Genomic DNA, 15,544 nt, shown 5'->3' with positions numbered 1-15,544 from the left:
CTGAGTCACTTGTTCATATTGAATAAGAAATTGAATATGAATATTACCCAAGTGTTTGAACCGTGAATGTTTTTAAATTACTGATTAAATAGATATTTCCTCCATTATTTTATCTAAGGTCGGACTAGACTGTTGCCACTTTGGCTGTTTGTCTTTATCCACAATTAATGCGCGCACACCTTCGACAATATCGCCATGTTGAAACCAAACGTCTTGTAAATGTCGTTCAATTTGCATGCATTGCTTCAGTGAAAGACCACGACCTAAATGCTGGAGTTGTAAACTGATTCTTTTCGCGATTGGAGATCGTTGTTCCAAGGTATTGCGTATTTTTAGCGCCCACACTTGAGCATCATTATGCTGTTCATTTTCAAGACTATTTTCAATGGCATCAATGCTCTCAAAACCAAAATGCTTACGAATTAAATCTGCATTTTGACTAAGTTCACTTTCCGCTGGTCGAGTAATATATTTCGCAATCAATTGTTCAATATTTTCCTTGCTGAGTTGCTTGGAATTTCTTAATTCTTCTTCTAATTGAACAAGTTGCTCACTCGGAACATGGTAGTCAATCAAATCTAGATACAACGCATCGCTAGCACTGATTTGATCGCCTGTAGTTGCCATGTACACACCAATATCATCTAAACGTGATAAAAAGTGTGTCGCAGCCACATCTGGGAAAAATCCAATGGCAGTTTCAGGCATGGCAAATCTAGATTTTTCGCTGCTGATAAGCACATGACATGCTTGGGCCAAGCCAAATCCACCGCCAAGTACATAGCCATCAAGTATGACAATAATGGGTTTTTCATACGCACGAATGGTATTCAGCATTTCATACTCAGCTTGAAAATAAGCTTGATGATCTTCTTTACCATTCATATAACTATCATAGAGATAACGAATATCGCCACCTGCACAAAATGCTTTAGGACTATTTGAGCGAATAAGTACAGCATGAATATTAGTTTGATCAGCCCATAGTGCTAATTGCTGTTGAATCCCTTGAATCATTTCCAAAGACAAGGCATTTAAACTTGCCACGCGATCTAAACTGATTTGGCCTAAATGTCCATGTTCTTCAATCATTAAGTTATTTGTACTCATATCCATATAATCCTTTTTTATTTTTAATTGTTTTTAAAATTGGCTTGGCGCTTTTCAACAAATGCTTGCATGCCTTCTTTTTGGTCTTGAGTTGCAAAAATCGAATGGAATGTTCTACGTTCAAAACGTAAACCTTCTTGCAAACTGACTTCAAATGCACGGTTAATTGACTCTTTGATCATCATGGTTGCCACTACAGATTTTTCGGCTATTTTTTTAGCAGCATTTAAGGTCTTTTCGACTAACTCCTCTTTAGGGAAGACTTGAGCAACTAAACCACTCTGCTCTGCTTCTACTGCGCCCATTTGTCTGGCAGTCAGACACATTTCCATGGCTTTGGCCTTACCAATAGCAAGCGTTAAACGCTGTGTCCCACCTATCCCCGGGATTACACCCAAAGTTACTTCTGGTAAACCAAATTTTGCATTGTCGGCACAGTAAATAAAGTCGCACATGAGTGCTAACTCACAGCCTCCACCTAACGCATAACCACAGACAGCTGCGATTAAAGGTTTACGGCGCTGAGCAATTCGATCTGCCAGATGAAAAAAATCATCCAAATAAATATTCGGAAAACTCAGTTCAGCCATTTCTTTAATATCTGCACCAGCGGCAAAGGCTTTTTCTGAACCTGTAATAACCATACAACCGATGGTTGGATCTCGATCTAGATCATCCAAGGCAGTATTAAGGTCTTGAATTAATGTGCTATTTAACGCATTTAAGGCCTGAGGACGATTTAAAGTAATAAGTCCAACACCATTGTTCTTTTCGAGCAGAATCGTTTCAAATTGCATGTGAGATCCCTATATATGTTCAATATTTATAAGTAGGCTTCGTCTGAAGCCTTGTCGTTTTAAATGTCTTAATGACAACGTTATAAGCTGCGGGCAATTACTAAGCGTTGGATATCACTCGTGCCTTCATAGATTTGGCAAATACGTGCATCACGATATATGCGCTCAATCGGGAAATCTTTGAGATAGCCATAACCTCCAAAGACTTGTAATGCTGCGGAGCAAACACGTTCAGCCATTTCAGATGAAAAAAGCTTGGCCATAGACGCTTCATTTAAGCAAGGTTGTCCTGCTTCTTTTAAACGTGCCGCGTGATAGACCAATTGGCGTGCGGCCTCTATTTCTGTTGCCATACTTGCCAATCGGAACGCAACTGCCTGATGTTCAAAGATCGGCTTTCCAAAAGTAATACGCTCTTTGGCATATCGGGTTGCTTCTTCTAATGCTGCTCGTGCAAGACCAACTGCTTGCGCCGCTATACCAATACGACCGCCTTCTAGATTTGATAAGGCGATTTTCAAACCTTCACCTTCTTTTCCTAACATCAGGCTTTCATGCACACGCACGTCTGTGAGTGCGATTTGGCAGGTATCTGAGGCATGTAATCCAAGCTTTTCTTCAGTACGAATCACTTCATAGCCAGCTGTTTCACGAGGGACAATAAAAGCACTCATGCCTTTTTTCCCTGCACTTGGGTCAGTCACAGCAAAGACAATAATGACCCCTGCATTATGTCCAGAGGTAATAAACTGCTTAGCACCATTAATCACCCATTCATTACCATCTTTGACTGCACGAGTTTTAATGGCAGCAGCATCTGAACCCGTATGCGGCTCAGTTAATGCAAATGCCCCGATCATTTTGCCTTGTGCTAAAGGCACTAAATATTTCTGCTTTTGTTCTTCTGTGCCAAATTTAGCAATAGGAACACAGCCTACCGAGTTATGTACACTCATAATAGTTGAGGTTGCTCCATCTGCCGCGGCAATCTCTTCTAAAGCCATAACATAGGCAAGATTACCTGTATCTGAACCACCCCATTCATCTGATACCAGCATGCCCAATAAACCCAGTTCACCCATCTGTGCTAAAGCCGCTTTGGGAAAGGTACCGTTTTTATCCCATTCAGCCGCTTGAGGTTTAATTTGTTCCTGCGCGAAACTGCGTGCCATGTCCTGAATTAATAATTGTTCTTCGGTAAATTGCATCTTATCTTCCTGTACATCAATCATTTGCTTTCATCCAGTTTGAAAATGACTAAAACTGAATGAAAGCTTGATTTTGATCCTGATTGTTCGGCATTCATTTAGGGTTAATCGTTACGTCATTTAACTTGCATGCTGCGTGGATTGTTTCGCAATCTCTTGATTTCTTAATAAGAAACGCTGAATTTTTCCACTTGGAGTTTTCGGTAGTTCTTGAACAAACTCCACCAATCGTGGATAAGCATGTGCAGATAGGCGCTTTTTCACAAATTGCCCTAGCTGCTCTGCTAATTCTTCGGACGCTGTGACATGCTCAGCTAAAATTACAAAAGCTTTTACGATTTCTGTCCGATCTGGATCAGGCACACCAATGACCGCAGCTTCAATCACTGCATCATGCTCAAGTAAAGCGCTTTCTACATCGAATGGCCCGATACGGTAACCGGATGTTGTAATCACATCATCATTACGACCAACGAAGCTCATACTGCCATCTGCGTGTAATTCTGCGGTATCACCCGTGAGGTAATAATGCTTTACAAAGGGTGACTTACGACTTTCTTTATAGCCACCAAACCACATCATCGGTGATTGACTGATATCAACAGCCAGTACTCCCGGCGTTCCTGCAGCTAACTCTTGCCCTTGTTCATCAACAACCGCCACGCGATATCCCGGACTGGCATAACCTGCGACACCTGCGCGAATATCATGTTGTAAACCATGGTGATTACACACCACCATACCAACTTCAGTCTGACCATAATGGTCAAAGATCGGTGCATCGAGGACTTGTTTAAACCAGCGGAACACTTCAGGGTTAAGCGGCTCACCAGCGCTACTGACGACGCGGAATTTCCCTTTGAGTTTTGCCATTTGTTCAGGATCAGCCGCCATCATCATCCGATACGCTGTCGGTGCGCCTGCAAGGTTCGTCACTTTGTAGTCATCTACAATCTGACACAAACTATCAATGCTAAAACCACCTTCGTAAAAGAGCGTTGCATGTCCCAGTAAAAGTGGCCCAGTGATTCCATAATACAAACCATAAGCCCAACCCGGATCGGCAATATTCCAAAATGAATCATCTTCACGCAGTCCTACCGCATTTTTCATATATTGACCAAAAGCGATTAAGGCTTTAAGGGGTACTTCTAAGGGTTTTGCAGGACCTGTAGTACCTGAAGTAAACATTAGAAGAAATGGATCATTGATGCTCTGTAGGATAATTTCACAATCTGTAGACTGTGCGTTTACTTCATCCCAAAAGTTTAAATCTCCCTGTTGAATCCCTTGACCCGCTAGATCTGCAACAGTAACGATTTGGGGACAATGTGCAACTTCATCTAATTTACTGCGATTACCAACATCGCTAATCACCAATTTGCTTTGTGCAAGGTGTAAACGATGTTCAATGGCTTTGGGGCCAAAGGCGGTAAACAGCGGTTGATATACAGCACCTATTCGCCAAGCCCCTAAAATCACCACAAGTAATTCAACTGTACGAGGTAATAAACCCGATACACGATCACCTTTTTGCACACCCTGTGACTTTAAAAAATTGGCAAATTGGCTCGACCACTGTTGTAGCTCTGCAAAGGTATATTGTTCTTTCCGCCCATCTTTACCTTGCCAATACAGTGCGACCTTATCTTGATCAATCGCATAACGGTCACAGCATTCATAGCATGCATTTAATTGCTCTAAAGAGCCTGATAACATTTCTTTGGCAGCATGATTTAAGTCAAATGCCTTAGCAACATCTTGATAATTCGACATCTTCTCTACCTCAGTCTCAATTTATTGTTATTCCGACACGAGTGTTTGTATTGTTAGCCATCCCTAGGCCTGATTGGTGTTCAATGCGATTATTCAGCATCCTTAGGTAAATATTGCTGCACGATGCTTGAAAAATCTAAGTGAGCATTACCTTGTAAACACAGCTGTTGATACATTTGCTGAACCAGTCCGCCTAAAATAATCGGCTGTTTGACTTGTCCTGCGGCTTCTACAGCCAGCCCTAAATCTTTCAACATCAACTGCGTTGCAAAACCATCGGTATAACCACGTCCCGCAGGTGCATTTGCTGAGATACCCGGCCATGGATTACATACATCCGAACTCCAGCAACGTCCGCTCGAACTATTCACCACACCCGCTAAGGCTTGAGGATCAATCCCCAGACGCGCACCGAGTGCCATACCTTCAGCAACGGCTGCCATGGAAATACCAAGAATCAAGTTATTGCAAATTTTCGCAATTTGACCTGCACCCACATCACCACAATGCACAATGTTTTTACCCATGTGGCCCAATACCGCTTTGGTTTTTTCAAAGGTTTGATCATCCGAACCGACCATAAAGGTTAATGTACCTGCCTGAGCACCAATAGTTCCGCCTGAAACAGGTGCATCACAGATTTTTATCTGATGTGCAGCACCCGCCTCGGCTATATCCTTAATGGTTTGCGGATCAATGGTACTGCTATCGATACATAAGCTTCCTGCTTTCATTACCGCCAACACACCATTTTCTCCCAAGTACACCTCTTTGACATGCTTGGCAGCAGGCAACATGCTAATTACAACATCTGCTTGTTTCGCTGCATCTTGTGGGCTTTGGCAAACAATGCCACCTGCTTCAGTAAAATGCTGAATCGCAATTTCGCTTAAGTCGAAACCGTAAACCGTAAAACCTGCTTTGAGTAGGTTTTGGGCCATTTTTCCGCCCATGTTTCCTAAACCGATAAAGGTAATATTCATCCTTGAACTCCTAAATTAACGTAGGTTAATGGTGGTATTCACTTCACCTTTTTCTTGTGTATCTTCGAACCAACGACTGGTGATCGTTTTGGTTTGTGTATAGAACTGAACCGCTTGCTTACCATATGGACCTAAGTCCCCCAGTTTTGAACCACGCGATCCTGTAAAGCTAAAGAAAGGAACTGGTACAGGAATTGGAATATTGATACCCACTTGACCAATATCAATATCACTTTGGAATGTACGAGCGACTGCACCACTTTGTGTAAATAGTCCAACACCGTTGCCAAATGGATTGGCATTAATCAATTCAATCGCCTGCTCCAGAGTATCGACATGAATAATGGCTAACACGGGCCCAAAGATCTCTTCGGTATAGATGCGCATATCGGTTGAAACTTGATTAAAAATCGTTGCTCCGACAAAGTTTCCTTGCTCATAGCCAATGACTTGAACATCACGACCATCCAGCAACAGTTCTGCGCCTTGTTCTACACCGCTTTGAATTAAATCCAGTACACGTGCTTTTGCGCGAGGTGAAATAACTGGGCCAATATCGGTATTCGGCTCATGCCCTGCATTGACCTTCAGCGTTTTGGCTTTTTCAACCAGTTCATTGACCCATTCTTTACTTTCACCAACCATGACAGCAACCGACAAAGCCATACAACGCTGACCTGCCGCACCGAATGCTGCACCAACGAGGGCATTTAAAGTTTGTTCTTTATTGGCATCCGGCATTACCACCACATGGTTTTTGGCCCCCATCATCGACTGCACACGTTTTCCATGCTGTCCTGCAAGGTTATATACATGTGTACCAACGGCTGTAGAGCCTACAAATGAAATGGCCTTAATAGCTTGATGTGTGCATAAACGATCAACAACGTCTTTACCACCATGCACTACGTTTAATACACCTGCTGGAATACCGGCTTCAATCGCAAGTTCGACAAGCATCATGGTCGATAATGGATCTTGTTCAGATGGCTTTAAAACAAAGGTATTTCCACAGACGATGGCCATTGGGAACATCCACAGTGGAATCATCGCAGGAAAGTTAAATGGCGTAATTCCTGCACATACACCCAAAGGTTGCTGCAAAGTATAGGTATCCACACCACGTGCAACACCTTCTATATATTCGCCCATTTGAAGTGTGCCAACCGAACATGCATGCTCAACGACTTCTAAACCACGTTGAATATCACCCTCAGCATCTGCTAGCGTCTTTCCTTGCTCAGCAGTCAGTACCCGGGCAATGTCTTTCATATTGCTACGGATCAGATCTTGTAGTTTCAGCATAATACGCATACGTGCTTGAACGGGTGTTAAGCGCCAAGTTTTAAAAGCCTCTTGCGCTGAAGCAATCGCTGCATCCACTTCTTCCATAGTCGCCATTGGAACACGACCCAAAACCTCTTGAGTTGCTGGATTTAGAATGTCTTGCCACTCTGTAGTGTTTGACTCTACAAATTTACCGTTAATTAATAATTTAGCCGTCGCTGACTGAATATTTGACATTGTGTTCATGACCTCTCCATAGGCACTTATTGTTTTGTACTGACTTAGAAAATATCCAAAAGCCTTATATTTATATTTTCCAATTCACTTCAAACTAGCAAAGAAAATTTTGACTACCAATAGAGATTCACGCACGATTGATGTGCAAATATGCACAGGGATGACAATAACAATGAAAGTAGATTGGGATCATTTACAGTATTTTTTGGTTTTGGCTCGTGCGAAAACCCTAACCAATACCGCACGTATTATCGGTGTTGAGCACAGTACGGTTTCTCGACGTATACATGCGCTAGAACTGGCTTTAGGCACGCCATTATTTAAACGTGAAGCCACAGGTTATGAACTCACTTTAGAAGGTTTGGCACTGGTTCCTCGCGTTGAACAAATGGAACAGGCATTTTTACAAATCGAAAAACCCAACCAACCTATGCAAGGTCGTGTGCGAATTGGCACACCCGAAGGGTTTGGAACGGCATTTTTGACACAGCTCTTGGCAGAATTGTCCAAAAAATACCCTCTGCTGACTATCGACCTTATTCCTGTACCGAAAATGATCAAGCTTTCACATCGTGAAGCAGATATTGTTATTTCCATCGATCGACCGAAATCAGGCCCCTATATCATTACTCGACTAGCAGACTATTGTTTAAAGATTTATGGCAGTAAAGAATACTTAAAAAACACGCAACCCATTCATACATTAGAAGATTTAAAATCACACACTTTTGTGAACTATATAGATGATCTAGTCTATAGCCCAGAACTGTATTGTTTAGAACGTTTACCTATTCAGCTCAATGCAAACTTTAGAAGTAGTAGTATTTTGGCTCAACAAATTGCTGTGAGTGCGGGTGCAGGATTGGCAATATTGCCCAAGTTTTTGGCCGAGGAAAAACCCGAATTAGAACAAGTCTTGGCGCAAGATGTTCGTTTTGTGCATACCTTTTGGATGCTGACCTTAGTCGATTTACAGCATGAGCCGCGTATTAAACTGGTTTGGGACTTTTTGAGAAAAAGAACTGACCAATATCATAGTTTATTAATGGATTAAGTCAGGATGGCTTCTTCCAAACTATAACTGTTATAGAAATTTAGATGAATGTTGTATCTATGCTTTCAGGCGATATACCCCAATAATCACCTATAACCACTAGGGATTTAGAGTACATCTTATGAGCAATCAAGAGCCTAAAAAACCGCAAAAATATGCAGACAGTGAAATTTCAGATAAGGCCTTTAAACGTGCCATTATTTGGTTCTCAATCTATGTGCTTTTATTCTGTATTGGTGTAGCGTTTGTCGTTGGTGCAGATAATTCCTATATACCTTAAGCGATAATCTATTCACTTATTACAACTCGCTATTGCATGTATATCTTACATTTCATGTTTGCTAGTGATCAGATCATATTGTATTGATCATTAGGCCAAATAAATTGGTTTAAATTTGAATTTAAAAAAAGCTTGTAAGTCTAGATTTACAAGCTTTTTTGCATTTTTAAAGTGATCAAATTACAGCTATAAAATTACTTGCCCCTCTGAATCGCTTATGCAGGACTCTGTTTTTTTAAACTTGGTGCTGTAGATGCGTTTGAATATATTCACCGTATACCGACATTTTTTCAAAGATGTGTTCTGAATAAAACATGTCTTCTACCAAGACTTGCGCACGGTCAAACTCATATAAACCTAATCGTTGTAAAATTTGCGCATTAATAAACGAAAATTTTTGACATAAATCGTTATATTGCTGATCTTTGTCTTTAAATAGCAGCTTTAACATATTGATTTTATTTAGATCAAAGTCAATCGGTTCAGCGTTATCCGCCAAGACATGGATTTCAACATCTAAATATTCAGCAAGCTGATTTAATTTTTCTAAGTCGATATGTAGATGTGTAATACAAATAATTTTGGAAACTTTCGGATTACATAAGCTATTGATCAAACTAAAATAGAAGTATTCTGCTGGCGATAGCTGTTCATTATTTAGCTCAATGTAGACATTGAGTCCCGATAAAACATCATCAACTTTAAATGCGCTAAGTTTAGCCTCAGCATGATAATAACGATTCAATATCGCAACATTTTCAGGGCTTTGTGGTGTAGCGTAGATCACCTTCTGATTCAAATTCGCTAAGATAAAGGGTGCAAATAAAAAAGCCGCATTTTCAGCCTTGGCGTGCATATACTCCTGACAAATACTGACATAGCCCACTTGCTGTACTTGGCGCAAAATTCGACTTCGTAAAAGCACCGCTTCTAAATTAGTATGCTGTTGTTGCAACAGATGCAGCGTTGAATCTGTCAATGGAACATCCACCAGTAAATGTTGTAACAGTTCTAATTCACTGGCTTTAAACATACTCAACTCCCTAACTTCCATACCATTTGACGCCACAAGTGTTGTGGTCTATGCACCTTATAAAAAATTCAAGCTTAAAACTAGATACAGTGATTTTGAAAAAACATATAACAGTATAGACTCATCTGTTATAAAAATTTAATGTAAAGTTTCATTTACTGATATATTTATAACAGAATTTTGTCTTGTTGATGACTATGTATAAATCGGAACAGCTCGCTCAGCACCTACGTCAACTGATTGAAAATGGCACTTTAAAAGCGCACGAAAAACTTCCGTCTTTACGTGAACAAGTGCAGTTGTCTGGCTTTAGTTTAATCACGGTCATGAATGCCTATCAGGAGTTGGAATCGCGTGGCTTAATCTATGCACGTGAAAAATCAGGCTACTATGTAGCGCAAGGCTTGCTCGAAATAGAGGATGAACAAACTCAGATTGTGTCCTTAAACACGCCGGTTGAAATTAACTCTCTAGTCTTTAAGTATTTAAAATCAATACAAGATGAAAAAGTCGTTCCATTGGGATCAGCTTTTCCAGCTCAAGACATTGTTTTTTCTAAAAAGTTAACCCAAATCATGGGGCAAATTTCCCGAAATCCCAAAAGTTACGATGCCATTGATAATCTTCCACCCGGTAATTTAGCCCTTCGTAAATTGATTGCACAGCGTTATTGCATGCAAGGCATTGCCACAGATCCAGAGGATATTGTGATTACCTCAGGCTGTATGGATGCACTGAATCTTTCCTTACAGGCCATTGCCTCACCGGGTGACTATATCGTGTTACAGCAAAATATTTTCTATGGCGCCTTGCAAGCTGCAGAGCGCTTAGGCCTTAAAGTGGTGACCTTACCTGAACATCCACAAGACGGTTTTGATTTAACCGCGTTTGAACATATTTTAAAAACTTATCCCGTCAAGATCTGTTGGTTGATGCTAAATTCACATAATCCTGTGGGCTTCACAGTGAGTGATGAAATCAAGCAAAAAATTGCCGTGCTCTTACACCAATATCATGTGCATTTAATTGAGGACGATGTGTATGAAGAAATGCATTATGCGTCTAAGAAACCCGTATCAATGAAATATTTTGACCAAAATAATATGGTCTTACATTGCTCATCTTTTTCTAAAACGTTGGGCGCTGCATTTCGAGTGGGTTGGGTACACGCCGGTAAATACTCTCAAGCGATTCAACACTTACAACTCATGAGCACGATTTCCGTTAATACCTTATTGCAAAATGCCTTGGTGGAATTTATTTCAAATTATCATTATGAAAAACATTTACGGGTCTTAAGAAAAAGTCTACAGCAACATAAATTACAGTTTTACCGTTATTTAGAAAGCCGCCTACCGACTGGATGCAAATTACAATATCATCCAAGTGGTTATTTTCTTTGGTTAAAACTACCGGAAAATGTTGAAAGTATGGCAGTCTATGAAGCCCTAATTCAACAGCAGATTGGCGTTGCTCCAGGCCGTTTATTTAATGTTGCGGAAGCCAAAACTCAATATATCCGTTTAAATTGTTCCTTTGCATGGAAGGATGAGATTCAACAGGCTTTAGATGCCCTCCTTAGTACAATCTCTGCACTTTCCTCAGATCAGAGGAATATTTGACAATTTTTATTGTCATTATTATGCTCAAACAGATATTGTTCAAATACATATATTTGTTGTTGAGATAACACCGAGTTCATTCAACATTTACCAAAATTCAAAAAACAAATAGGTTCGTTCATGGAAGATCAAAAACACAGTCAACGCATACATGCCTTTAGTTCGGATGTACTCACAGATCTGGATGCTGTGGGGATTGCACAGCTCATCAAATCTAAAGAAGCCTCCGTGCAAGAAATAACACAAGCGGCCATTGCACGTGCGGAACAAGTGAACCCGCATCTAAATGCCATTGAACTGGACTGTTTTCAGCGTGCTTTAGAGCAAAATCAATATGTTGAACATGGTCTTTTTGCGGGTGTCCCTTTTTTCTTTAAAGATAATCTAGATTATCAAGGATTGCCCTCACGCCATGGTTCAAAGGCCATCGGTTCAAAACCAGCCGATCGTAATCCTCAAATTAGCCAACAAATCTTAGATCAAGGGTTTGTCGTATTAGGAAAATCCAAGCTCCCTGAATTTGGTCTAAATGCCAGCACCGAATATAAAGATGGATCAGCCACCTATAACCCTTGGCATTTAAGTTATTCCTGCGGTGCATCTTCAGGGGGTTCCGCAGCTCTCGTTGCAGCCGGTGTAGTGCCGATTGCCCATGCCAATGATGGCGGTGGTTCGATTCGTATCCCTGCTGCATGCTGCGGTTTGATTGGATTAAAGCCTAGCCGTGGCCGTACTTATGACAGTGAAGCAGCAGGCTCTCTTCCGATTAATATCATCAGTGAAGGTGTCCTAACCCGTAGCATACGAGATACTGCTCATTTCTATGCAGGAATGGAATCAAGTTATTACAATAAAAAGCTGCCACGCATAGGCATGATTCATGGGCCTTCTAAACGTCGATTACGCATCGGTTTAGTCCCGCAATCGATTACAGGGCAAATAGATAGCGAAACAACTGCAACCTTAATGCATAGTGCAGCACTCTTAGAAAAATTAGGCCATCATGTTGAAGAACTTCAATTACCTTTTTCCTTAAGCTTTGTTGAAGATTTTAGTGAATATTGGGGGATGTTATCCTTTTTACTGAGTACCTTTGGCAAGAAAATCTTTGGCGCTGACTTTAATCCAAAAGAGTTAGATCACTTAACCGTTGGTTTATCGAAGTTGTATAAAAAGAACTTTTATAAAACCCCGCTATTTCTGTATCGATTAAAGAAAATGCAGCAGCAATATCATGAAATCTTTAAGCATTATGACGTTTTGCTATCGCCTGTACTTGCACATACCACACCGAAAATCGGCTATTTGTCACCTCAATTACCGTTTGACCAATTATTTGAACGTATTCAGAACTATGTGACTTTTACACCTATTCAAAATGTGGTGGGTGCGCCGGGTATGTCGATTCCTATGGGAGAAACGCAAAACGACGGACTACCGATCAGTATGCAAATATCAGCCGATGTCGGAGATGAAAAAACCTTGATTGAACTGGCGTATGAAATTGAAGAAGCTCAGCCATGGCGACGTATTCAGGATATGCCTCGAACTGCTTAACAAACTAATCAAAGATTTAAAAAAAGGGAGCTGATTGGCTCCCTTTTTTATTTTTAAATCCGCAGAATAAGGCTTTTTAAGGGATCACTGTATTTGAATACAAGATGCTTAATTAAAATGATACGTCAGTCCTGCATATACCGCCCGACCTTCACCCGGTGTTAAACGAGCAGGATCTTTGCCGGCATCGTTATAACCCGGTGTGACGGTAGATGCATATTTTTTATTAGCTATATTTCTGAAATCCAACCACGCCATATACTGTTTTTGCGGTTGTATATAACCGAACGATGCTCCCCAAATTTGCCAATCTTTTGTATAGACACTATTGGCATAGTCAGTTGCGACCTTTGCGGCATAAAGTGTATTGACCGCAGCATAAAAGCCTAAAGGATGTTCGTATTTAAGTTCAGCCTGATAGATATGTTTAGGTATTCCTGCCAGCTCATTTTTTCCAAATACCGCATCATTTTTATAGTGAAAATCATTCAAGGTATAGGCTTGTTTTAGTTGAACTTGTCCATATGTATCATTTTGCCAAAGTGAACTGTTTAAACCGACTTCAATCCCTTGATGGATGGTGTCTGAAGCATTTGATTCAGCAATAATCTTTTTAGGCTCTGATTGGATTTCAACGGCCAATAGTTCATTTTTAACCTGTGAATAGTAATATGCAATATTCCACTCACCCAGTGCATGTTGACCACGCCCACCTAGTTCAAGAGTATTCGCTGTCTGACTATTCAAATGAATCGGAGCATTTTGGCGTCCCGTCGCTGCGCCACTTTCGTCGGGGAACTTTTGATCCGAACCCCAAATTAAAGCCCAAGGATGTGGTGCTTCTAAGCTTCGACTGACATTGGCAAAGAGCTGTGTTTCAGGTTGGATTTGATATCGAAAACCAAGCGATGGCAGGACATTCCATTCACGAATATTTTCTTTATGACTTTGCACAGGCCATGTCACTTCACTTTCACGATGGGTGTACGCCAATGCAACTCGACTATCGAGCCAAAACTGTGGGTGTAGTGCCAAGGCATTGGCATAATGTAAAACATAGTCACCACCTTGGTAGGTATAATGCCGCGTTTCTGTATCCGCAGCATAGGCACCTTGCGCTACACGCAAGCGTTCAACGACCTGACCATCTGGCAAATGCGTGGTACTACGAAAACCTAAAGTATTTTGGCTTTCATGCCCCCATAGCGTTCGGTCAAATTGGTAGTTAAATAAGGTAATGATATCGTCATAGTCAACATCGGTACTATACAAACCTTCTTGCAAATCCATCGGATAATGATGATAAGCTAGACCCAACTGTAAGTGATCGCCTGAGTCCAAAGTCATATTGGTTTTATTCGCCAACCAAAGACTTCCCGGCTGCGGACGATTATTATTCAGCGAGATATTTTGGGCTACTGCTTGTTTTGGATTTTGTTCAATCTGTTGTTGGGTTAGACGTCCCGGCGTTTGGTGTTCAGTCTCTCGGTAACGCAGATAAAAACGTGTATCTAGGTTTGGATTTATTTGATATCCCACATTGGCCGATAAACCTTTGCTCTGGCTTGAAGCATGATCTTGAAAACCGTCATCATCACTTTGCGTTAAGGAAAGATAATAGTCTAAGTCGCCAATTTGTTGTCCTGAATTGATTTCACTTTTTTGATAACCGTGGCTACCCATTTCATGGTGCACTGACAATTTAGCTGCATTTTTTCCAGTTGGGCTAGCATAGTTAATTAGACCACCCAAGCTTAATGCACCACGTGTTAAACCATTAGCCCCCCGTAAAACCTCTATATGGTCTACCCACAGCGGCTCAAGCAGTTCATAAGGTGTTCCTCCTGGCCCTGTAAATGGCAAATCATCTAAGGTCACATACAACCCTGAAGCATGCGCCCCCGGTGCACGATTGATCCCCGAGCCACGTATCGACAGTTTTACCCCTTCATTTCCTGAAGATGCTGCGTAAATCCCCGGTTGATTTTTAAATAAATCAGCATTTGTTCGCTTGGGTATATCTTGAATGTCTGCTACAACGATTGCATTGGTTGCACCATTTACTTTGGTCAGTGCTTTTTTTATTTTTTCATCCATTGAACTTTGTTTAACGTTGATGGTGATTTCAGGTAATACATTGCTATCTGCAACACTATACTGTGCCATTGCAGTAAGCATCATCAGGCTTAAAAGCTTAAGTGACGTGTTGTTATATTTGGAAAATTGAGGGACATCCATGATTGCGTCTTCTAAGTGAAACGAAATTGACGGCAAGGATTGTAGTGTGTTTTATCGTCATGTATGTATCAAAATATTTCAAAATTCATGATTTTTATCAATATCCTTCTTCGTATTTTTATATTCAAATGATTTGTCAAATGAAATAAAACAGATAATTATATTTTTTAGTCAAAAATAAAAGTTTCTAAATAAGATAAAAGCCCTCAATAGATAAAGATCAAGGGCGTGTATTGATTAAGAGTACGCATTGAAAGATTGTCGGAAAGTTAGATGTCAAAACCTGAACATACTTCCAATCCCGCTCTCGTTAAATTGATATTGAAATTTCTAAGGCAATTTAAATTAAACAATTCTCTGTA

12 protein-coding genes are annotated in these 15,544 nt (G+C 40.7%); 4 read left to right on the top strand and 8 right to left on the bottom strand.

Features of this window, described 5'->3' with window-relative positions; genetic code table 11:
• Positions 1-84: 84 nt before the first annotated feature.
• From FTU77_RS03700 to FTU77_RS03675, 6 genes are all read right to left on the bottom strand, one after another.
• On the bottom strand, positions 85-1,110 hold the full coding sequence (locus FTU77_RS03700) for an enoyl-CoA hydratase/isomerase family protein (RefSeq protein WP_180054714.1): 1,026 nt from the start codon (positions 1,108-1,110) through the stop codon (positions 85-87).
• Positions 1,111-1,133: 23 nt separating this feature from the next.
• Positions 1,134-1,907: an enoyl-CoA hydratase gene (locus tag FTU77_RS03695; protein WP_180054712.1), complete on the bottom strand. Its 774-nt coding sequence runs from the start codon at positions 1,905-1,907 to the stop codon at positions 1,134-1,136.
• 80 nt (positions 1,908-1,987) lie between these two features.
• The gene (locus FTU77_RS03690) at positions 1,988-3,115 is read right to left on the bottom strand and encodes an acyl-CoA dehydrogenase family protein (protein ID WP_180022887.1); all 1,128 of its coding nucleotides are present in this window, start codon (positions 3,113-3,115) and stop codon (positions 1,988-1,990) included.
• 120 nt (positions 3,116-3,235) lie between these two features.
• Entirely contained in the window at positions 3,236-4,891 is a 1,656-nt protein-coding gene (locus FTU77_RS03685) for an AMP-binding protein (protein WP_180054709.1), read from the bottom strand.
• A gap of 89 nt (positions 4,892-4,980) precedes the next feature.
• The gene (mmsB, locus tag FTU77_RS03680; protein ID WP_180054706.1) at positions 4,981-5,874 is read right to left on the bottom strand and encodes a 3-hydroxyisobutyrate dehydrogenase; all 894 of its coding nucleotides are present in this window, start codon (positions 5,872-5,874) and stop codon (positions 4,981-4,983) included.
• Between the two features lie 15 nt (positions 5,875-5,889).
• Positions 5,890-7,407 carry a CoA-acylating methylmalonate-semialdehyde dehydrogenase gene (locus FTU77_RS03675; RefSeq protein WP_180054704.1) on the bottom strand — a complete coding sequence of 506 codons (1,518 nt, stop codon included), beginning with the start codon at positions 7,405-7,407 and terminating at the stop codon, positions 5,890-5,892.
• Positions 7,408-7,570: 163 nt separating this feature from the next.
• On the opposite strand from FTU77_RS03675, the gene FTU77_RS03670 reads away from it, so the two are divergent.
• Both FTU77_RS03670 and FTU77_RS03665 read left to right on the top strand, forming a co-directional pair.
• On the top strand, positions 7,571-8,452 hold the full coding sequence (locus tag FTU77_RS03670; RefSeq protein WP_078193328.1) for a LysR family transcriptional regulator: 882 nt from the start codon (positions 7,571-7,573) through the stop codon (positions 8,450-8,452).
• A 121-nt stretch (positions 8,453-8,573) separates the two neighbouring features.
• Complete coding sequence (locus FTU77_RS03665; RefSeq protein ID WP_180054701.1) at positions 8,574-8,732, top strand: hypothetical protein; 159 nt, start codon at positions 8,574-8,576, stop codon at positions 8,730-8,732.
• A 235-nt stretch (positions 8,733-8,967) separates the two neighbouring features.
• On the opposite strand, the gene FTU77_RS03660 is transcribed toward FTU77_RS03665, so the two are convergent.
• Positions 8,968-9,765 carry a hypothetical protein gene (locus FTU77_RS03660; protein WP_180054699.1) on the bottom strand — a complete coding sequence of 266 codons (798 nt, stop codon included), beginning with the start codon at positions 9,763-9,765 and terminating at the stop codon, positions 8,968-8,970.
• A gap of 197 nt (positions 9,766-9,962) precedes the next feature.
• Here FTU77_RS03660 and FTU77_RS03655 point away from each other — a divergent pair, with 197 nt between their 5' ends.
• Positions 9,963-11,387 carry a PLP-dependent aminotransferase family protein gene (locus tag FTU77_RS03655; protein WP_180054916.1) on the top strand — a complete coding sequence of 475 codons (1,425 nt, stop codon included), beginning with the start codon at positions 9,963-9,965 and terminating at the stop codon, positions 11,385-11,387.
• Between the two features lie 120 nt (positions 11,388-11,507).
• Entirely contained in the window at positions 11,508-12,944 is a 1,437-nt protein-coding gene (locus tag FTU77_RS03650) for an amidase (protein WP_180054697.1), read from the top strand.
• A 108-nt stretch (positions 12,945-13,052) separates the two neighbouring features.
• On the opposite strand, the gene FTU77_RS03645 is transcribed toward FTU77_RS03650, so the two are convergent.
• Positions 13,053-15,182, bottom strand: coding sequence for a TonB-dependent receptor domain-containing protein (locus tag FTU77_RS03645; RefSeq protein ID WP_180054695.1), 2,130 nt, complete (start codon positions 15,180-15,182; stop codon positions 13,053-13,055).
• Between the last annotated feature and the right edge of the window lie 362 nt (positions 15,183-15,544).

The sequence above is a fragment of the Acinetobacter sp. YH12142 genome, assembly GCF_013418435.1.
In the GTDB taxonomy this organism is placed as follows: Bacteria; Pseudomonadota; Gammaproteobacteria; order Pseudomonadales; family Moraxellaceae; genus Acinetobacter; species Acinetobacter amyesii.
Note: the sequence above shows the minus strand (reverse complement) of the source record. Positions and strands in the feature narration are given on the sequence as shown.